Here is a 16,743-nt window from a genome sequence, read left to right as displayed (position 1 = left end):
ACCGCGCCCTCGCGCGACCTGCGGCGGCGTCTAGCCTCGGCAGCGTGAGCAATGGCGAGGCGGCGAGCGCGAGTCCTTCTGAGCCGACGAAGAGCGGACCGCCTGGTGGGCAACGGTGGGCGGACTACCTCGCGTGGGTCCGCGAGGAGGTCATCGCCTCGGTCCTGTCGCTGTCCGCGCAGGAGCAGCGCACCTCACGCGTGGCGAGCGGCTGGACGCCGATCGAGCTGCTCAGTCACGTGCTGCACATGGAGCGGCGGTGGTTCGTGTGGGGGTTCCTCGGCGAGGACGTCCAACAGCCCTGGGGCGACTGGAACCTGCCCGAGCCGTGGACCGCGGACGACAGCGACGAGACCAAGGTCGCCGCGCGCTGGCGCGTAGCCGACGACGTGACCGCGGAAGACCTGGCGGACCGGCTTCGGGCGCTCGGCCGGCGGACCAGCGCCATCATCCGGGACCACCCGTTGGACGAGCGCGCAGCCGCGGGAGGGCGCTTCGGGCAGGATCCGCCGACGCTCGAGTGGATCTGCTTCCACGTACTCGTCGAGTACTCCCGGCACGCGGGCCATGTCGACATCGCGGCCGAGCTCGCGGGCGAGTGACCCAACCGGAAGCAGGCGCGTGGAAGCCTGGTGCGAGCGGGGGGGTGGCACTCACGGTGCCGCGCGGTGAGGACGGGCACGCCCGACCATGGGTCGAACGTGTCATCGCCTCCGATCAAGCCGCGGTCAGGCCGCAGTCACGGCAGGTCGGGCCAGGCCGCGATGTCGACGAGGTTCCCTGACGGGTCGGCCAACGTGATCCAGTGCGGGGCGTGCGAGTCGTCCGCGACGCGACCACCCGCCCTCAAGGCGGCGTCGATGCGCCGGGCAGCCTCGTCGGCCGACACGCTGACGTCGAGGTGGATGCGTGCCGGTGCGTCCCGGCCGTCGTTCACGGCCTGGTTCCACACGCCCGGAGCGCGGCCGAGCGGGTCGACGAGGTCGGCGTCGCCAACCTGGTCGTATCCCGTGACGGCCTGCCAGAACGGAATGGCGTCCATCCCGCCGTCCACCGCGATCTGCATCGCCTGCAGGTGCTCGACGTCCGCGGGCAGGCCGAGCTCCTCCGCGATCTCGGAGACCGAAGCCGCCAGACCAGCGGCCGCCTCGGGCAGGCCACCGGCGTCGAACGAGGACGCCAGCCGCACCGTGACGCCGGTCGCCCGCAGCTCCAGATCGGGCCCGTAGCCCCCCGGCTCCAGATCCACCACCCGCCCGGCGAACTCGACTCGTCTCCGCGCGTCGGGACACACGTAGTGCGCCAACGCACCCTCGAAGGTCAGCCGCCACTCATCGCTGGACGCGACCGCGTAGAACTCGTCCGCCCCGATGGCCATGCTGCCTCCCACGACTCGACACCTGCCCGACAACCTACCCACACTGGCTCAGGTGACGATGGCGAGCCGTAGGCCGTCACGACGTGCGCGGCGGTGACCCGTTCGCCGCCCTTCTCGCAGGGTGGCGAGACGGTCGACGCCCAGAGCCGCGGTCAGCGGTCGATCATCCGTTGCATGGCTTCGGGATATCGGTCTCCCTGGACCTGGACGGTCGCTGACGCGCGGTCGAGCTCAGCGAGGTCCGACGCGGTGAGCTCGAGGTCGGCGGATGCCAGGTTCTCGTCGAGCCGCTCGAGGCGTCGCGTCCCGGGGATCGGCGTGATCCACGGTCGCTGCGCAAGGAGCCACGCGAGGGCGATCTGCCCGACCGTCGCGCTCCTGCGTTCGGCGACCGTCCTGACGAGGTCGACGAGGGCGAGGTTGGCCTGCAGCGCCTCTCGCTCGAAGCGTGGAAGCGTCGCGCGGATGTCCCCCTCGCCGAACTCGGTCCCAGCGGTGACCTGACCGGTGAGGAAGCCGCGTCCGAGGGGGCTGAAGGGGACGAAGCCGATGCCGAGCTCGTCCAAGGCAGGCAGGATCGCGTCCTCGGGCTCGCGCCAGAAGAGCGAGTACTCACTCTCCAGCGCCGTGACGGGTTGCACGGCGTGGGCGCGCCGGATCGTCTGGACACCCGCCTCGGACAGGCCGAAGTGGTGCACCTTGCCGGCCTCGATGAGCTCCTTGACGGCTCCGGCGACCTCTTCGATGGGGACCTCCGGGTCGACCCGGTGCTGGTAGAGCAGGTCGATCGCGTCGGTGCGCAGGCGCCGCAGGGAGCCGTCGACGGTGGTGCGGATGTGGTCGGGCCTGCTGGTCACGCCGGTCTGCCTGCCGTTCTCGTCGAACGCGAACCCGAACTTGGTGGCGATGACGACGTCATTGCGCACCGGTTGGAGCGCCTCGCCGACGAGCTCCTCGTTGTGGAAGGGACCGTAGACCTCGGCCGTGTCGAAGAGGGTGACGCCGCGGTCGACCGCGGCACGGAGGAACGTGATCATCTCGTCCCGTGGCGGTCGCGGACCGAATGACTGGCTCATGCCCATGCACCCGAGACCGAGTGCGGAGACCTCGAGGCCTCGGGTGCCGAGAGTGCGTGTCTGCATGTGGTTCTCCTTGGTCGGGTCAGGCGTGTGGGGTCGTCGGCCTTCAGAGCTGGCCGGCGGGTCGTACGAGGATCTCGTTGATGGCGAGGCGCCGCGGCCGGCTGAGAGCGAACGCGATGACCTCCGCGATGTCCTCGGCCGTGACCTCGGCCTGGTCGTAGAGCCTGCCGACCCCCTCGCGGGTCTCCGCGTGCGTGATGTGCGTGGGCAGCTCGGTGGCGACGACGCCGGGCTCGATGAGCGTGACGCGCACGTCGGGCAGCAGCTCCTGGCGGAGGGACTCGGACCACCCGTTGAGGCCCCACTTCGTGGCTGCGTAGACGCCGTTGCCGGCGCGGGCGGTGCGTCCGGCGACGGAGGAGATGTTGATGATGTCGCCGCCCGCACTGCTCGAGCCGGCGGTCGTGAGCTGGTCGAGGAACACCTCGGTGGCGGTGATGGCGCCGAGCAGGTTGACCTCGACCATCTGGCGGTAGTCGTCGCGCTGGTCGGCGCTGAACGGGCCGAGCAGCATGACCCCGGCGTTGTTGACGAGCACGGCTGCGCCGCCGAGCTCGTCCTGCACCCGGTCCGCTGCTGCGAGCAGGCTGGCGCGATCGGTCACGTCGGCCTGGATGGCGAGGGCGGCGGAGCCGAGCTCGCGGGCGAGGGCGTCGATCCGGTCGGTGCGCCGGGCCAGCAGGGCCACGCGGTAGCCGGCTGCGGCGAGGGTGCGGGCGGTGGCGGCGCCGATGCCGGAGGAGGCGCCGGTGACGACGGCGACCCTGCCGGTCTGGGTGGACTGGGGTGTCGTGGTCATGCGTGGTGCTTTCTCGTTCGTGGTCGCAGGATGTCCGGGGGCTCAGGCCTCGGGGATGGGGCGCCCGAAGGACTCCAGGGTGATGTCGGCCGGTTCGGGGCCGCCCCGCTGACCGGTGTCGAGGGCGTCGATGGCCGCGAGCTCGTCGGGGGTCAGGTCGAAGTCGAAGACGTCGAAGTTCTCCGCGATCCGCTGGGGCTTGGTGGACTTGGGAATGGCGGAGCGGCCCTGCTGCAGGTGCCATCGCAGCATCACCTGGGCGGGCGTCTTGTCGTGCGCTTCGGCGATGCCGCCGATGACCGGGTCCTGGAGGGTGCTGCCGTGCTTGCCGTCGCGGTAGAACGTGATGCCACCGATGGGGGACCACGCCTGCGTGAGGATCCCGTGCTGCGCGCCGAGCTCCTGGACCGGATTCTGCTGGAAGTAGGGGTGCAGCTCGATCTGGTTGACCGCGGGCACGACCGTCGCCTTCTCGAGAAGGGCGGTGAGGTGCTCGACCATGAAGTTGCTGACGCCGATGGCGCGCACCTTGCCGTCCGCGAGGAGCGTCTCCAACGCCCGGTACGCCTCGAGCGTCTGGTCGAATGCCGAGGGGAGGGCCTGGTGCAGGATGAGCAGGTCGATCTGCTCGACGCCCAGCTTGCGGGCGCTCTTGTCGAAGCCGTGCAGGGTCTCGTCGTAGCCGTAGTCGCTGATCCAGATCTTCGTCTCGATGACGATGTCGTCGCGGGGCACACCGGAGCTGCGGACGGCGTTGCCGACCTCGCGCTCGTTGCCGTAGGCGGCGGCAGTGTCGATGTGGCGGTAGCCCGTCTCCAGCGCAGCCGCGACGGCGGCACGGGTCTCCTCCGGAGGTGTCTGGAAGACCCCCAGCCCGATGGCGGGCATCTCGACCTGGTTGTTCAGCTGCAGAGTGGTCATGTGACCGACCGTAGGCGTGGGGCTCTGCGCGAGGGAGGGGCTGGTGTTACCCCTCTCGTCGCGCTGGTGCGCGGTTTCCCGCTCCGAGCACTGCCCGTCACAGGTAACGCCAGACCCTCCTCGGGCGCGGGCCGGCACCGTACGGTCGAGGCATGGACAACAGGGCCGAAGTGCGCGACTTCCTGACCTCACGCCGGGCGCGTCTCACCCCCGACCAGGCCGGCCTGACGCTCTACGGGAGCAACCGTCGGGTCAAGGGCCTGCGACGCGAGGAGGTCGCCATGCTCGCCGACGTCAGCACCGACTACTACACGCGGCTCGAGCGGGGCAACCTCTCCGGGGTGTCCGAGTCGGTCCTGGAGGCCGTGGCGGCAGCGCTCAAGCTCGACGAGTCCGAGCGCGTGCATCTGTTCGACCTCGCACGGGCGGCCAACAGCGGCAGCCGGCGCCGTCGCCCCACCACCAAGCAGCAGCTGCGGCCGGGCGTCCAGCGCATCCTCGACTCGCTCTCGGCGCCGGCGTACGTCCGCAACAACCGCCTCGACCTGCTCGGTGTCAACCAGTTCGGACGAGCCCTGCTGTCCGACCTCTATACCGCCGACGCCACGCACCCCAACCTCGCGCGCTACCTGTTCCTCGACGACCGCTCACGGGACTTCTACGCCGACTGGTCGGCGGTCGCCAAGGACGTCGTCGCCTCCCTGCGGCTGCAGGCGGGCCACAACCCGTATGACCGCGGGCTGACGGACCTCGTCGGTGAGCTCTCCACTCGCAGTGAGGAGTTTCGCACCTGGTGGGCCAGCCACACCGTCCGGCTCCACCGCACGTCGACGAAACGGATGCACCACCCGATCGTCGGAGACCTGGAGCTCACCGGTGAGGCGCTGGAGCTGCCCGGCGACGACGGCCTCACGATCATCACCTACACCGTGGAACCCGGCACGGTCTCTGCCGAAGCCCTGCAGTTCCTCATCAGCTGGGCCACGAGCCAGGACGCTCCGCACCGCACACCCGAGAGGACGGAGTGACCCGGCACCAGCCCACCGGCCGCAGTCGGCATGCTGACGGGCGTGTCGTCCACTGGAGCCTCCGGGGAGTCCTGGACCGACGCCGTCGGAAGGACGCCGGATGACCCAACGTCTCGATCCGCGCGAGATGGCTGAGTCGATCGTCGAGACCGAGCTGGGGCGCCCCGCAGGGCCGCTGATCCCCGTCGAGAGCCAGTCGAGCCGGGTGTTCGTCGGACGGGACGTCGTCGTGAAGCTGGCGGAGCACTCGCGGCTGGACCGGGAGATCCGTCTGGCCGGCCATCTGTCTCCGGGCCTCACCCCCCAGCTGCTCGCCGGCGGAGCCCGCTCGTTCGACGGACGTTCCGTCCAGTTCGCCTGCTACCCCCGAGCGCCGGGTGTCACCCCCGGTGCGGGACTGCCGGGCGTCGACGTCGCGACCGCTCGGTCACTGGCCGAGCAAGCCATGGAGCGGCTCGCTGTCCTGCACCGTTGGCGACCTCCCGATGACGTGGCCGAGATCCTGCGGCAGCCACTCGACCACGGTGGTTTCACGACGCGAGACGAGCTCCTCGGTCTGGTCGAGCAGCTCGTCGCGGCCGATCGCCACCGCGTCGTCGACCGGGCACTCGTCCACGGACTCGTGTCGGTCGCCGAAGGGGCGCCTCGAGCAGCTCGCACCGATGTGCCCGTGCACGCCGACTGCTACTGGGAGAACTGGCTCGCCAGCGACGGCGACCTCACCGCCCTGCTCGACTTCGAGTGGGCGAGGTTCGGCGACCCGCTGGACGACTACTTCTTCCTCGTCTCGTTCAGCGGCGAGCACGAGGCGGCCGTCATGGACGTGGTCGCCGAGGCGGCTGGAATCTCGGGTTCAGCTCTCCGGAGGGAGTGCGAGGTCCGGCAGGCGACCTTCCTCGTCTCCGACATCCTGCTCGCCCTCACCGGCGACGAGTCGAACCTCCCCGGGCAGCTGCTCACGCGGAGGCTGGCCAGCCTCGAACAGCTCGTCACGGGTCGGCGCTGGCACCCGTCAGTCCCATGACGACGGCCCGTCCTGCTGCCCCACGGGCGTGCGCTTCGCGGGTCTGCAGCCCTCGGACCAACACGGCAGGACGGGGTGTCAGCGGACGCGGTGGGCGACCACCCAGCCGAGCAGGGCGGGGACGGCCATGACCGCGAAGACGGCGGCATACGCGTTCGGTACGGCTGATCCTGCCCCGGCGAAGACGATGGCCGACACGGCGATCGCGGTCGCGGCGCCCGACGAGTCGCCGATCTGCAGGGCCGAGCTGACGAAGCCCTGCTCGGTGGCTCCGGCCCGTGAGAGCGCCTGGGCGGTGACGCGAGGGTAGAGCGTCCCGATCCCGAGGCCCACGACGGGGAAGAGCGCGATGACGACCCACGTGGGTGCGGCGAGCGCCACCGCGGCGGCGAGCGCCACCAGCGTCAGCGCGATCGCGGCGAGCGAGAACGCCGCCGTGCGACCGATCTCGAAGTGGCGGTCCCACCGCCCCTGGACCCACGAGCCGGCGAACCAGGTGACACCGGTGACCGTGAGGGCGACCCCGGCGAGGCTGGGACTCAGCCCGTCGCGTTCGGTGAGCAGGCGTGGCAGATAGACCTCGGCACCGCTGAAGGCCGCGAAGGCGAGCGCGCGCAGCGCGATGTCGGTCGGCAGCCCACGCGCGGCCCGCAACGTACCGCGCGGTGTGAGCGGCAGCAGGGTGAGGCCCACGACGACGAGGGCGAGCACCGCGAGGGTGACGCCGAGGGGGTCGAGCCGGTCGGCGACCGCGTTGAGGCCGAGGACGGCGAGGGCCAGCACGACGGACGCGACGATCGACCGCCACCGCCACGGCACGTCGACGAGGTCCTGCCGCAGCCCGGTGATGATGCGGCCGAGCAGCACGGCCGCGACGACGAGGACGACGAGCGCCAGCCCGAAGACCCAGCGCCATCCGATCGTCTGGGTGATGAGGCCGGCGACGAACGGTCCCGCGATCGACGGCACGACCCACGCTGCCGAGAAGCCGGCGAGGATCGCCGTGTGCAGGCGCTGCGGGTAGACGCGGGTCACGAGGACGTAGAGCGCGGTGCTCGTCATGCCCGCGCCGAGGCCCTGTACGACGCGCGCCGCGACGAGGACGCCCATCGATGGCGCGAGTCCCGCGACCACGAGGCCGGTGGCGAAGAGCACGAGTCCGAGGAGCAGGGGAGGCCGTGGTCCACGGCGGTCGGCGAGGTTGCCGGACCAGACGATGCTGACGATCCCCGACGCGAGCGTCGCCGTGAAGGCCATCGCGTAGAGCGAGGCGCCGTCGAGGTCGCGGGCGATCGTCGGCATGACCGTCGTCAGCGCGAGCGCCTCGAAGGCGTGCAGGGACACGAGGGCGATCACGCCGATGGTCGTGGCCCGCAGCGCCGGGGCCAGGATGCCGCCCCCCGCGTCGGGGACGGTCGCGCCGGCGTCAGGACGCATCGTGCTCGAGGTCATCCGGCGACCGTAGGACCTCATGCGGACTGGAGGTCAAGCCCCCGGGACCACGCGTCATCGACCCGCCTCCATCAGCCCGGGCCCATCGCGGCGTCCGGCGACTCGGGACGGGTCTGGGCACCTAGCACGATGACGCTGGCGAGCACGACGAGCGCCATGCCGGCCACCTGCCCACGGTCGAGCACCTGGTCGAGGACGACGAACCCGGCGAGCGCGGCGACGACCGGCTCGAGGCTGAGCAGGATGCCGAACACCCGCTGCGCGAGGTGGCGCAGGGCGACGAGCTCGAGGGAGTAGGGCAGCACCGACGACAGCACGGCGATGCCGAGGCCCAGGGCGACGTCCCGGGGCGTCCAGAGGTCGATGGACGTGAGCCCGAGCGGGGCGACCGCGACCGTCGACACGATGAGGGCGAGGGCGAGCCCGTCGAGCCCTCCGAACGCCTTGCCGGTGCGCTGGCTGAGGACGATGTAGGCCGCCCACATGACTCCGGCGAGCGCCGCGAACCCGACACCGACGAGGTCGAGCCGGTCCCACGACGTGTGCAGCACCCCGGAGACGAGCACGACGCCGAGGGCCGCAGCGGCGACGGCGAGGATGTCACGCGGGCGACGGCTGAGGGCGGCGGCGAGGCCGAGGGGCCCGAGGAACTCGATCGTCACGGCGACGCCGATGGGCAGGTGCGCCAGCGAGGCGTAGAACGAGGTGTTCATCGCGGCGAGCGCGAGCCCGAAGAGCACGACGGTGCCCCAGTCGGACCGGCTGCGTCCGCGCCACGAGGGCCGCGCGACGGCATAGAGGATGACCATCGCGAAGAACAGGCGCAGCAGCACGGAGCCGGGTGCGCCGATCCGTGGCACGAGGGTGGCGGCGAAGGCGCCACCGAACTGGACGGAGACGACGCCGCCGAGGACGAGCAGGGGAGCGGTGCGGTGGTCGACGCTCACGGCATCGGCAGGCGCCCGGCGGCGACGAGGGTGGCGACGCGGTCGGCGGGCAGGTCCTCCTCGACGAGGACGCCGCCAGTCTCGGAGGCGTGGACCATGCGACCGGGGCGCACGACGATGCCGACGTGGTGGATGCGTCGACCGGGTCGCGCGAAGAAGTAGAGGTCGCCCGCCTGCACCGCGTCGAGCTCGACGGGCGATGCGAACTCCGCCTGGGCGTACGCGTCGCGCGCCACGACGACGCCGAGGAGGCGCCACGTGTGCAGCACGAGACCCGAGCAGTCGAAGCCGAGCGGGGAGACGCCCGACCACAGGTAGGGCAGGCCGAGGTGGCGACGCGCCTCGGCGACCGCGGGGTGGGTCGCTCCGCCCTCGCGGGGGTCGGCCGGGTCGAGCGTCGGCACGGGTCCCTGCACCACGTCGTCGGTCACGGGCGACAGGTGGGCCGAGCGCACCCAGCCGGGGTAGCCGCGGGCGTCCTCGGGAGAGAGCTGCCACGGGGCGACGACGTGGGACCAGGCACCGGACTCGTCGGTCTCCGTCACCTCGACGGGCTCACCGGCGAGCAGCTGCGACTCGACGCGCCCGTGCAGGCCGAGGCGGCCTCGGCCTGACTCGTCGTCGGCGGCATGCGTGTCGAGGGCGGCCAGCCACGCCGCGACGTCGGGCTCGTCGGCGACGGCGGGGCCGTCGACGGGGCGCGGGCTCCCGGGACCGGTCCAGACGGTCGTCACGGGGACGCGGACGAGGTGGGTGGCACTGACGGCGTTGAGGGCGTTGGCGGCGGCGGACGAGCTCACGCCCGTCATCCTCGCACCACGCTCCGGCGCTCGCTCAGGCCGGCCAGGCACTGGGCCCCGCGACGTGCACGGACCGGCCGCCCACCGTCACCTGCCGCAGAGGTGCGCCGTGGACCGCTCCGACGTGAGGACCGGCTGGCTGCTTCGCACGGTTGCCGGTCTGTGCCCGGTGTCGCGCTGCCTGACACCTCGCTGTCACTTCCCTCAGGAATCGGTGTGGACCTGCGCGAGGTACTGGTCCGCGGGCCCCCGGACCCGTACCGTCAGGACTATGGAAGAGCGAATCACCCTGGAGGGATTCGATCCCCCGAAGAACCGACGTCACAGCCCAGACGGCGACCTCGTCGACGTCCAGGGCTGGCTGCACGCGCCCGTCGACTGGACCGGTGGGCCCCGGCTCGAGCGCGCGTGGCGCGACCGCCACGGTCGGTCACGGCTCGGCGTCGGCCTCTCGGTCGCCGGCAACCCGAGGCGTCACATCCTCATGACCAACGTGCCGGCCGACATCGACTTCCTCCGGTCCGAGCTCGAGTCGCTCATCGCGGAGTTCGACCCGGACGCGACGTCGGACCTCGAGGACGCCCAGTAGCCCGAGGGCTCCAGCAGCCGGAGGTCGCGCGGGAGCGGCGTCAGGCTGACGGTCCCTTTCGTCACGGCATGCCCCGACGCGCCCGTTTCGTGGCTCTCACCCCGCTCGGTTGAACCACGGCGACTCCCTCCCGAAGGCCGGGTCCCGCTCGTACGCTGGGCGCGTGGCCAGACCGGCGATCATCACCGTGGACGACGACGCGCCGGTCTCGGCGGCGATCGCGAGGGACCTGCGGGCCAGGTACGGCGCCGAGCACCGCATCCTGCGCGCCTCGTCCGGCGCCGAGGCGCTCGACCTCGTGGCCCGTCTCGTCCTGCGCGGCCAGCCCCTCGCGCTCGTCGCGTCCGACCAGCGCATGCCGGGGATGACCGGTATCGAGCTGCTGGCCAGGGTGCGCCTCGACCTCCCGGACGCCAAGCTGCTGCTGCTCACAGCCTACGCGGACACCGACGTCGCGATCTCGGCGATCAACGACATCGGGCTCGACCACTACCTCCTCAAGCCGTGGGACCCTCCCGAGGACCGGCTCTACCCCGTCGTCGACGACCTGCTCTCCGACTGGCACAACGCCCACCCGGAGGAGACGAACGAGGTCCGTGTCGTGGGGCACCGGTGGTCCGACGCCAGCGACCTCGTCAAGACCTTCCTCGCCAACAACCACGTGCCGTACGTCTGGCTCGACGTCGAGCGGGACGAGGAGGGCGCGCGCCTGCGCGACCTCGCGGACGCCGGGCCCGAGGACCTGCCGCTCGTGCTCGTGCCCGACGGCGACACGCTCCGCGCCCCGACACCGGTGGCTGTCGCGACAGCCCTCGGACTGCGCACCCGCGCCGAGCGCGACCTCTACGACCTCTGCATCGTCGGGGGCGGTCCGGCCGGCCTCGCCGCCGCGGTCTACGCCGCGTCCGAGGGCCTCAGCACCGTCATCGTCGAGCACGACGCGCCCGGCGGCCAGGCGGGGCAGAGCGCCGCGATCGAGAACTACCTCGGCTTCCCGCGAGGTCTGTCCGGCGCCGACCTCGCGCAGCGTGCGATCGCCCAGGCCCGCCGCTTCGGGGCCGAGATGGTCCTCGCGCGTGACGTCGTGGCGCTCGAGCAGCGGGGTCCCGTCCGGGCGGTCCGGCTCGACGGCGCCGACGACATCGAGGCGCGCAGCGTCGTGCTCGCGACCGGTGTGTCCTACCGGCGGCTGGAGGCTGCGGGCATCGACGCGCTCGCCGGGCGCGGCGTGCACTACGGGTCCAACGCCGGCCAGGCCGCGGCCTGCGCCGGTGACGAGGTCTACGTCGTCGGTGCCGCCAACTCCGCGGGACAGGCGGTCCTCAACCTCGCGCGTCATGCCCGCCGCGTCACGCTCGTCGTCCGTGGCGAGTCGCTCGAGGCGAGCATGTCCCAGTACCTCGTCGAGAGGATCCGTGCCGACGAGCGCATCCGCGTCCTGTGCCGCACCGAGGTCGTCGCCGCGGACGGCGACGGCCACCTCGAGCGGCTGACGCTCTCGGACCGGCACACCGGAGCCCCGACGGAGGTCGCTGCCGACTGGCTCTTCGTCTACATCGGCGCATCGCCCCGCACCGACTGGCTCGGTGGCGACGTCATGCGCGACGACCACGGCTTCGTGGTCACCGGTCACGACCTCGTCACCGGACCCCGCGCGCACGGGTGGACGCTCACGCGCCCGCCGTTCGCGCTCGAGACGAGCCTGCCGGGAGTCTTCGCCGCCGGCGACGTGCGCTCGGACTCGATGAAGCGGGTGGCCTCCGCCGTCGGTGAGGGCTCGATGTCCGTCTACTTCGTCCACCGCTACCTCGCCACGATCTGACCGGCCGCACAGACGGGACACCCGATGCTCGAGCTCTCCGACCTCCGGACGGTGCCGCTCTTCGACGGGCTGGACGACGCCCAGCTCGCGGAGCTGCTCGACGGTGGCGCCGAGGTGCCGATCGTCCCCGGGGAGGTGGTCTGGCTCGAGGGGGACCGTGCCGACTTCTGGTGGGTCGTCGTCGACGGGACGCTCGACCTCTCGCGCCACATCGGTCGCGAGGACGTCGTCGTCGGCCGGATGGACGTGCCGGGGCGTTGGGCCGGGGGCTTCCGGGCCTGGGACGAGCACGGCGTCTACCTGGCGACGGCGCGGGGCGTCGCCCCCGGGCGGCTGCTGCGGGTCCCGGCCGAGCGGCTGCACGAGCTGGCCAACGTCTGGTTCCCCTTCGCCGCACACCTCGTCGCCGGCCTCTACGGCACGGCCCGGTCGATCGAGGCGACGGCCCGCCAGCGCAGCGGGCTCGTGACGCTCGGGACGCTCGCAGCCGGCCTCGCCCACGAGATCAACAACCCCGCCGCCGCCGCGGCCCGCTCGTCCGCCGAGCTCGAGCGCGCCTGCGACGGTCTGCTCGAGGCGCTGCGCCAGATGGCGACCGCCGGCGTCACCGCGGCCCAGTTCGGTGAGCTCGACGCCCTGCGGCGCGAGCTCGAGCCGCCGACGACGCTGCCCGACCCGCTCGAGACGGCCGACCTCGAGGAGGAGCTGGGGGAGTGGCTGGACCGTGCGGGGGTGGACCGACCGTGGGAGCTCGCGGCGTCCCTCGTCTCGGCCGGCGCGGACGTCGGCTGGGTGGAGCGCGCCGCGGCCGCGTCACGCGTCGACGGCCTCGGAGCCTCGCTCGGCTGGGTGGCCCGCACCATCGACGTGGCGTCGCTGCTCACGGAGGTGCGCGAGTCGACCCGGCGCGTGTCCGAGCTCGTCGCCGGCATCAAGTCCTACTCGCAGATGGACCGCGCCTCGCACCAGCGGGTCGACGTCCGCGAGGGTCTCGAGAGCACGCTGCTCGTCATGGGGCCACGGCTTCGTCCGGGCGTCACGGTGGTGCGCGACTGGGGGAGCGACGTGCCGCTCGTCGACGGGATGCCGGGCGAGCTCAACCAGGTCTGGACCAACCTCGTCGACAACGCCGTCGACGCGATGGACGGCGTCGGCACCTTGACGGTGACGACACGGCGGGACGGGGAGGCCGTCGTCGTCGAGGTGAGGGACACCGGTGCCGGCATGAGCCCGGAGGTGCAGCAACGGGCCTTCGAGGCGTTCTACACGACGAAGGACGTCGGCCGCGGCACCGGGCTCGGCCTCGACATCGCCCACCGCATCGTCGTCGAGCGCCACGGCGGGTCGATCGAGATCGAGTCCCGGCCGGGCGACACCCGCATGCGGGTCCGCCTGCCCGTCCGCGCCCCCGACGCACCCGCGCCCTGAGCACCCGGCGCGCCGGACGGCATACACCATCGGGTCGTCACCGAGGACGTATGCCGTCCCGCGGGCTCAGCCGGTCACCATCCGCGGGCGCGCCACTCGTCGAGGTGCGGGCGCTCGGCGCCCAGGGTCGAGTCGTCGCCGTGGCCGGGGTAGAACCACGTCTCGTCGTCATAGACGTCGAAGACGCGGGTCGTGACGTCCTCGATGAGCGACTCGAAGCTCTGGCCGGGGTTCTTCGTGTTGCCGATGCCACCGGGGAAGAGGCTGTCGCCGGTGAAGAGGTGCGTGTGGCCCGCGGGGTCGGCGTAGGCGAGCGCGATCGAGCCGGGCGTGTGGCCGCGCAGGTGCACGACGTCGAGGGTGACGTCGCCGACCGTGACCGTGTCGCCCTGGGTGACGCGCTCGTCGACGGGGACGGGCAGGCCGTCGGCGTCGTCGGCGCCGGCCACGGTGCGGGCGCCCGTGGCGGCGACGACCTCGGCGAGCGCGCCGACGTGGTCGTGGTGCAGGTGGGTCGTGACGACGGTGTCGAGCCCGCCGCCTCCGGCGGAGACGAGCTCGAGCAGGCGGTCCGGCTCGCTGGCGGCGTCGACGAGCAGCTGCGCGCCCGTGGCGCGGCAGGTCAGCAGGTAGGCGTTGTTGCCGAAGTCGCCGACCTCGAGCTTGCGGATCGTCAGGGCGGGGAGCTCCCGCACCCCCGCCGGGCCTGCGGCGGTGACGTGCCCGGTGTAGGCGTCGTCGGGTGCGTGCCTCATGGTCAGCCTCCGAAGGGCAGGGTCGGGACGGGACCGTCGAAGCGCACGCCGTCGGTGCGCCCTCGGGCGAGCCACAGCAGCACGTCGGCGGCGGCGCCGGTCACGCGCGTCTCACCACCGCCGACGACGTGCTCGTCGCCCTCGGCCGTGGCGAGGTGGAGCGACGGCGGGGCGTCGTGGTGGGCGAGGCGGTTCGCCGCGTCGCGGACGAGGAGCGCCACGACCTCGTCCGGGGCGCTCGCGAAGGTGTAGCCCGCGTCGAGGTCGACGTGGTGGTAGACGACCTCGCGCAGCCGCATGAACGGCACCATCCGGACGGGGATCGGGAAGCCGCCCGGGGTGCGCTCGACATGGACGTCGGCGTGCTCGGGACGCAGGGCGTCGAGCCGCTCGGCCAGACGCGCCGCCGAGTCACGGATGTCGGTCGCGTGGTCGTGTGCGGAGCGTCGGGCGCCGCGCTCGATGTCGGCGTCCCGCGACTCGACGTCGTCGTACATCGTGTCGGCGGTGCCGGTCAGGGCGACGTCGCACACCCGCACGAGGGCGTCGGCGTTGCGTGCGAGGTGCGCCAGCACGTGGCCGCGCGACCACCCCTCGCAGAGCGACGGGCCGAGCACCGCGTCGTTGCGGAAGCAGGCGGCCGTCTCGACCAGCCGGCCCGTCGCGGCCGCGACGAGCGCGGGTGTCACGTCGGCGTGCCTCATGCCGTTGCCCTCCCGGGTTGCTTCTCGGTCTCCGTCTCGGACGCCGTGCCGGACGCCTTCGCGAGAGCGAGGGCGGCGCCGACGAGCGTCAGGTGCGAGAACGCCTGCGGGAAGTTGCCCACCATGCGCTTCGCGATCGGGTCGTACTCCTCCGAGAGCAGTCCGACGTCGTTGGTCAGGCCCACGAGCCGGTCCATCAGCTCGGTGGCCTCCGTCGTCATACCCGCCTTCGCGTAGGCGGTCACGAGCCAGAAGGAGCACGCGAGGAACGGGTGCTCGTCGCCGGCCAGGCCGTCGACGCCGCTGTCGGTGCGGTAGCGCATGACGAGACCCTCGCGCAGCAGGTCGGACTCGACGGCCGCGATGGTGCCGAGCATCCGCGGGTCGTCACCGTCGACGAAGCCGATCGACGACAGCGTCAGCAGCGACGCGTCGACCTCGGTCGTGTCGTAGTGCTGGACGAAGGTGTTGCGCTCGGTGTCGAAGCCCTTCGTCGTGACCTCCTCGCGCACCTGGTCGCGCAGCTCGCGCCAGTGGTCGACCGGACCCTCGACGCCGTGCTGCTCGACGGCGCGGATCGCACGGTCGAAGGCGGCCCACACCATGACGCGCGAGTGCGTGAAGTGCCGCAGCGGGCCCCGGATCTCCCACAGGCCGTTGTCGGCCTCCTCCCAGTGCTGGGCGAGGTGGTTGACCAGCGCCCGCTGCAGGTGCCACGAGTCGTCGTTCTCCTCGAGTCCCTTCGACCGCGCGTGGTCGAGCGAGATCATCACCTCGCCGAGCACGTCGGTCTGGCGCTGCTCGACGGCCGCGTTGCCGACGCGCACGGGACGCGACGCGGCATACCCGGGCAGGTGCTCGAGGACCCGCTCCGGGAGGTCACGGCCGCCGTCGACGCGGTACATGATCTGCATGTCCTCGGGGTCACCGGCGACGGCGCGCAGCAGCCACGCCCGCCACAGCTCGGTCTCTTCGACGTAGCCGCAGCCGAGCAGCGCCTCGAGCGTCAGCGCGGCGTCGCGCAGCCAGCAGAAGCGGTAGTCCCAGTTGCGCTCGCCACCGAGCTCCTCGGGCAGCGACGTCGTGGCGGCGGCGACGATCCCACCGGTCGACTGGTGGGTCAGGCCGCGCAGCACGAGCAGGGAGCGCGTGACCGCCTCCTCGTAGGGGCCGACGTAGTCGCTGCGGGAGGCGTACTCCTCGCTCAGCGCGATCGTCTCGTTGATTCGGGCGCGCACGCGCAGCGGCGGCGGGATCTCCTCGTGGCTGCGGAACCACGTCGTCGAGAAGGTGAAGGTCTGGCCGGCGACGACGTCGAACTCGTCGACGTGGTGGCCGTCCTGGGCGTGGGGGAGCCGCGCGCCGCGCAGGACGAGCATGTCGGGGCCGGCGATCGCCGTGATGATCTCGTCGGTGTGGTCCTCGCGGTCCTCGGTGTGGCGCATCACCCACGGGCGGGTGCGGCCGTAGTTGAAGCGCACCGTCCACTCGTGGACCATCCGGACCGTGCCGTCGACGCCCTCGATGCGGCGCAGGAGGTCGGACCGCCCGTCGCCGAGGGGCATGACGTCGGTGACGCGGACCCGGCCCGTGGGCGTCTCGTGGATCGTCTCGAGGACGAACGAGTTGCCGACGTAGCGGCGGGTCGTCACGGCGTCCGGGTCGACCGGCGTGATGAGCCAGCGGCCGTGGTCCGGCGTGCCGAGCAGCGCCGAGAAGCACGCGCGCGAGTCGAAACGGGGGAGGCACAGCCAGTCGACCGACCCCTTGAGGCTGACGAGGGCGGCGGTGCCGAGGTCGCCGAGCACGGCGTAGTCCTCGATCGGGGTGGGCACGTGCTCACTCATGACTGCGAGTATGCCGTCCTGCCGGGTCGGGCGCTCCTGTCGCCCGAGGGCGTGGCGGGGCGGGTACGTCCGGTGTCGTGTCCAGCCTTGAGCCGCCGATGGGGGGA

The 16,743-nt window shown here is 72.3% G+C and carries 16 protein-coding genes; 6 read left to right on the top strand and 10 right to left on the bottom strand.

The annotated features are described in order from the left end of the window. Positions 1 to 44: 44 nt before the first annotated feature. On the top strand, positions 45 to 602 hold the full coding sequence (locus ASD90_RS13380) for a DUF664 domain-containing protein (RefSeq protein WP_056757207.1): 558 nt from the start codon (positions 45 to 47) through the stop codon (positions 600 to 602). A gap of 137 nt (positions 603 to 739) precedes the next feature. Here ASD90_RS13380 and ASD90_RS13375 read toward each other — a convergent pair whose 3' ends face one another. From ASD90_RS13375 to ASD90_RS13360, 4 genes are all read right to left on the bottom strand, one after another. Continuing rightward, a complete protein-coding gene (locus tag ASD90_RS13375) occupies positions 740 to 1,378 on the bottom strand; it encodes a VOC family protein (RefSeq protein WP_056757204.1) in 639 nt (212 codons plus the stop codon). 152 nt (positions 1,379 to 1,530) lie between these two features. Next, positions 1,531 to 2,520, bottom strand: coding sequence for an aldo/keto reductase (locus tag ASD90_RS13370; protein ID WP_056757201.1), 990 nt, complete (start codon positions 2,518 to 2,520; stop codon positions 1,531 to 1,533). A 43-nt stretch (positions 2,521 to 2,563) separates the two neighbouring features. Beyond that, positions 2,564 to 3,319, bottom strand: a complete 756-nt coding sequence (locus tag ASD90_RS13365; RefSeq protein ID WP_056757198.1) for an SDR family oxidoreductase — start codon at positions 3,317 to 3,319, stop codon at positions 2,564 to 2,566. 42 nt (positions 3,320 to 3,361) lie between these two features. Next, the gene (locus ASD90_RS13360) at positions 3,362 to 4,240 is read right to left on the bottom strand and encodes an aldo/keto reductase (RefSeq protein WP_056757196.1); all 879 of its coding nucleotides are present in this window, start codon (positions 4,238 to 4,240) and stop codon (positions 3,362 to 3,364) included. 152 nt (positions 4,241 to 4,392) lie between these two features. Between ASD90_RS13360 and ASD90_RS13355 the strand changes: the two genes are divergently transcribed. Then, positions 4,393 to 5,268, top strand: a complete 876-nt coding sequence (locus tag ASD90_RS13355; protein WP_056757194.1) for a helix-turn-helix transcriptional regulator — start codon at positions 4,393 to 4,395, stop codon at positions 5,266 to 5,268. A 100-nt stretch (positions 5,269 to 5,368) separates the two neighbouring features. Further along, positions 5,369 to 6,292, top strand: coding sequence for a phosphotransferase family protein (locus tag ASD90_RS13350; protein ID WP_056757191.1), 924 nt, complete (start codon positions 5,369 to 5,371; stop codon positions 6,290 to 6,292). A 78-nt stretch (positions 6,293 to 6,370) separates the two neighbouring features. Here the strand turns inward: ASD90_RS13350 and ASD90_RS13345 are convergent, their stop codons facing one another. The 3 genes from ASD90_RS13345 to ASD90_RS13335 all read right to left on the bottom strand — a co-directional run bounded on the left by ASD90_RS13345 (position 6,371) and on the right by ASD90_RS13335 (position 9,491). After that, the gene (locus tag ASD90_RS13345; RefSeq protein ID WP_056757190.1) at positions 6,371 to 7,744 is read right to left on the bottom strand and encodes an MFS transporter; all 1,374 of its coding nucleotides are present in this window, start codon (positions 7,742 to 7,744) and stop codon (positions 6,371 to 6,373) included. A gap of 71 nt (positions 7,745 to 7,815) precedes the next feature. Continuing rightward, positions 7,816 to 8,691 (bottom strand): DMT family transporter, encoded by an 876-nt coding sequence (locus ASD90_RS13340; RefSeq protein ID WP_056757187.1) that lies wholly within the window; start codon positions 8,689 to 8,691, stop codon positions 7,816 to 7,818. After that, a complete protein-coding gene (locus tag ASD90_RS13335) occupies positions 8,688 to 9,491 on the bottom strand; it encodes a C40 family peptidase (protein WP_056757185.1) in 804 nt (267 codons plus the stop codon). The genes ASD90_RS13340 and ASD90_RS13335 overlap by 4 nt, the downstream gene beginning before the upstream one ends. A 271-nt stretch (positions 9,492 to 9,762) precedes the next feature. Here ASD90_RS13335 and ASD90_RS13330 point away from each other — a divergent pair, with 271 nt between their 5' ends. The 3 genes from ASD90_RS13330 (at position 9,763) to ASD90_RS13320 (ending at position 13,330) form a co-directional block, all read left to right on the top strand. Next, the gene (locus ASD90_RS13330; protein WP_056757184.1) at positions 9,763 to 10,080 is read left to right on the top strand and encodes a hypothetical protein; all 318 of its coding nucleotides are present in this window, start codon (positions 9,763 to 9,765) and stop codon (positions 10,078 to 10,080) included. A gap of 163 nt (positions 10,081 to 10,243) precedes the next feature. Further along, on the top strand, positions 10,244 to 11,902 hold the full coding sequence (locus tag ASD90_RS13325; protein ID WP_056757714.1) for an FAD-dependent oxidoreductase: 1,659 nt from the start codon (positions 10,244 to 10,246) through the stop codon (positions 11,900 to 11,902). A gap of 24 nt (positions 11,903 to 11,926) precedes the next feature. Then, positions 11,927 to 13,330: an ATP-binding protein gene (locus ASD90_RS13320; protein ID WP_056757182.1), complete on the top strand. Its 1,404-nt coding sequence runs from the start codon at positions 11,927 to 11,929 to the stop codon at positions 13,328 to 13,330. 74 nt (positions 13,331 to 13,404) lie between these two features. Here the strand turns inward: ASD90_RS13320 and ASD90_RS13315 are convergent, their stop codons facing one another. The 3 genes from ASD90_RS13315 to ASD90_RS13305 are packed head-to-tail and all read right to left on the bottom strand — an operon-like array spanning position 13,405 to position 16,636. Continuing rightward, positions 13,405 to 14,085, bottom strand: coding sequence for an MBL fold metallo-hydrolase (locus tag ASD90_RS13315; RefSeq protein ID WP_056757179.1), 681 nt, complete (start codon positions 14,083 to 14,085; stop codon positions 13,405 to 13,407). A 2-nt stretch (positions 14,086 to 14,087) separates the two neighbouring features. Then, complete coding sequence (locus ASD90_RS13310) at positions 14,088 to 14,789, bottom strand: maleylpyruvate isomerase family mycothiol-dependent enzyme (RefSeq protein ID WP_056757176.1); 702 nt, start codon at positions 14,787 to 14,789, stop codon at positions 14,088 to 14,090. Beyond that, on the bottom strand, positions 14,786 to 16,636 hold the full coding sequence (locus ASD90_RS13305) for a glycoside hydrolase family 15 protein (protein WP_056757173.1): 1,851 nt from the start codon (positions 16,634 to 16,636) through the stop codon (positions 14,786 to 14,788). The genes ASD90_RS13310 and ASD90_RS13305 overlap by 4 nt, the downstream gene beginning before the upstream one ends. Positions 16,637 to 16,743 lie beyond the last annotated feature (107 nt).

Source organism: Terrabacter sp. Root181, assembly GCF_001428505.1.
Lineage (GTDB): Bacteria > Actinomycetota > Actinomycetes > Actinomycetales > Dermatophilaceae > Terrabacter.
This window is presented reverse-complemented; position numbering and strand designations above follow the sequence as displayed.

What these genes read in the sequence shown, in the direction of transcription:
- ASD90_RS13375 (WP_056757204.1), bottom strand. Translation starts at nt 1,378, where the DNA reads ATGGCCATCGGGGCGGACGAGTTCTACGCGGTCGCGTCCAGCGATGAG.
- ASD90_RS13370 (WP_056757201.1), bottom strand. Translation starts at nt 2,520, where the DNA reads ATGCAGACACGCACTCTCGGCACCCGAGGCCTCGAGGTCTCCGCACTC.
- ASD90_RS13365 (WP_056757198.1), bottom strand. Translation starts at nt 3,319, where the DNA reads ATGACCACGACACCCCAGTCCACCCAGACCGGCAGGGTCGCCGTCGTC.
- ASD90_RS13360 (WP_056757196.1), bottom strand. Translation starts at nt 4,240, where the DNA reads ATGACCACTCTGCAGCTGAACAACCAGGTCGAGATGCCCGCCATCGGG.
- ASD90_RS13355 (WP_056757194.1), top strand. Translation starts at nt 4,393, where the DNA reads ATGGACAACAGGGCCGAAGTGCGCGACTTCCTGACCTCACGCCGGGCG.
- ASD90_RS13350 (WP_056757191.1), top strand. Translation starts at nt 5,369, where the DNA reads ATGACCCAACGTCTCGATCCGCGCGAGATGGCTGAGTCGATCGTCGAG.
- ASD90_RS13345 (WP_056757190.1), bottom strand. Translation starts at nt 7,744, where the DNA reads ATGACCTCGAGCACGATGCGTCCTGACGCCGGCGCGACCGTCCCCGAC.
- ASD90_RS13330 (WP_056757184.1), top strand. Translation starts at nt 9,763, where the DNA reads ATGGAAGAGCGAATCACCCTGGAGGGATTCGATCCCCCGAAGAACCGA.
- ASD90_RS13320 (WP_056757182.1), top strand. Translation starts at nt 11,927, where the DNA reads ATGCTCGAGCTCTCCGACCTCCGGACGGTGCCGCTCTTCGACGGGCTG.
- ASD90_RS13315 (WP_056757179.1), bottom strand. Translation starts at nt 14,085, where the DNA reads ATGAGGCACGCACCCGACGACGCCTACACCGGGCACGTCACCGCCGCA.
- ASD90_RS13310 (WP_056757176.1), bottom strand. Translation starts at nt 14,789, where the DNA reads ATGAGGCACGCCGACGTGACACCCGCGCTCGTCGCGGCCGCGACGGGC.
- ASD90_RS13305 (WP_056757173.1), bottom strand. Translation starts at nt 16,636, where the DNA reads ATGAGTGAGCACGTGCCCACCCCGATCGAGGACTACGCCGTGCTCGGC.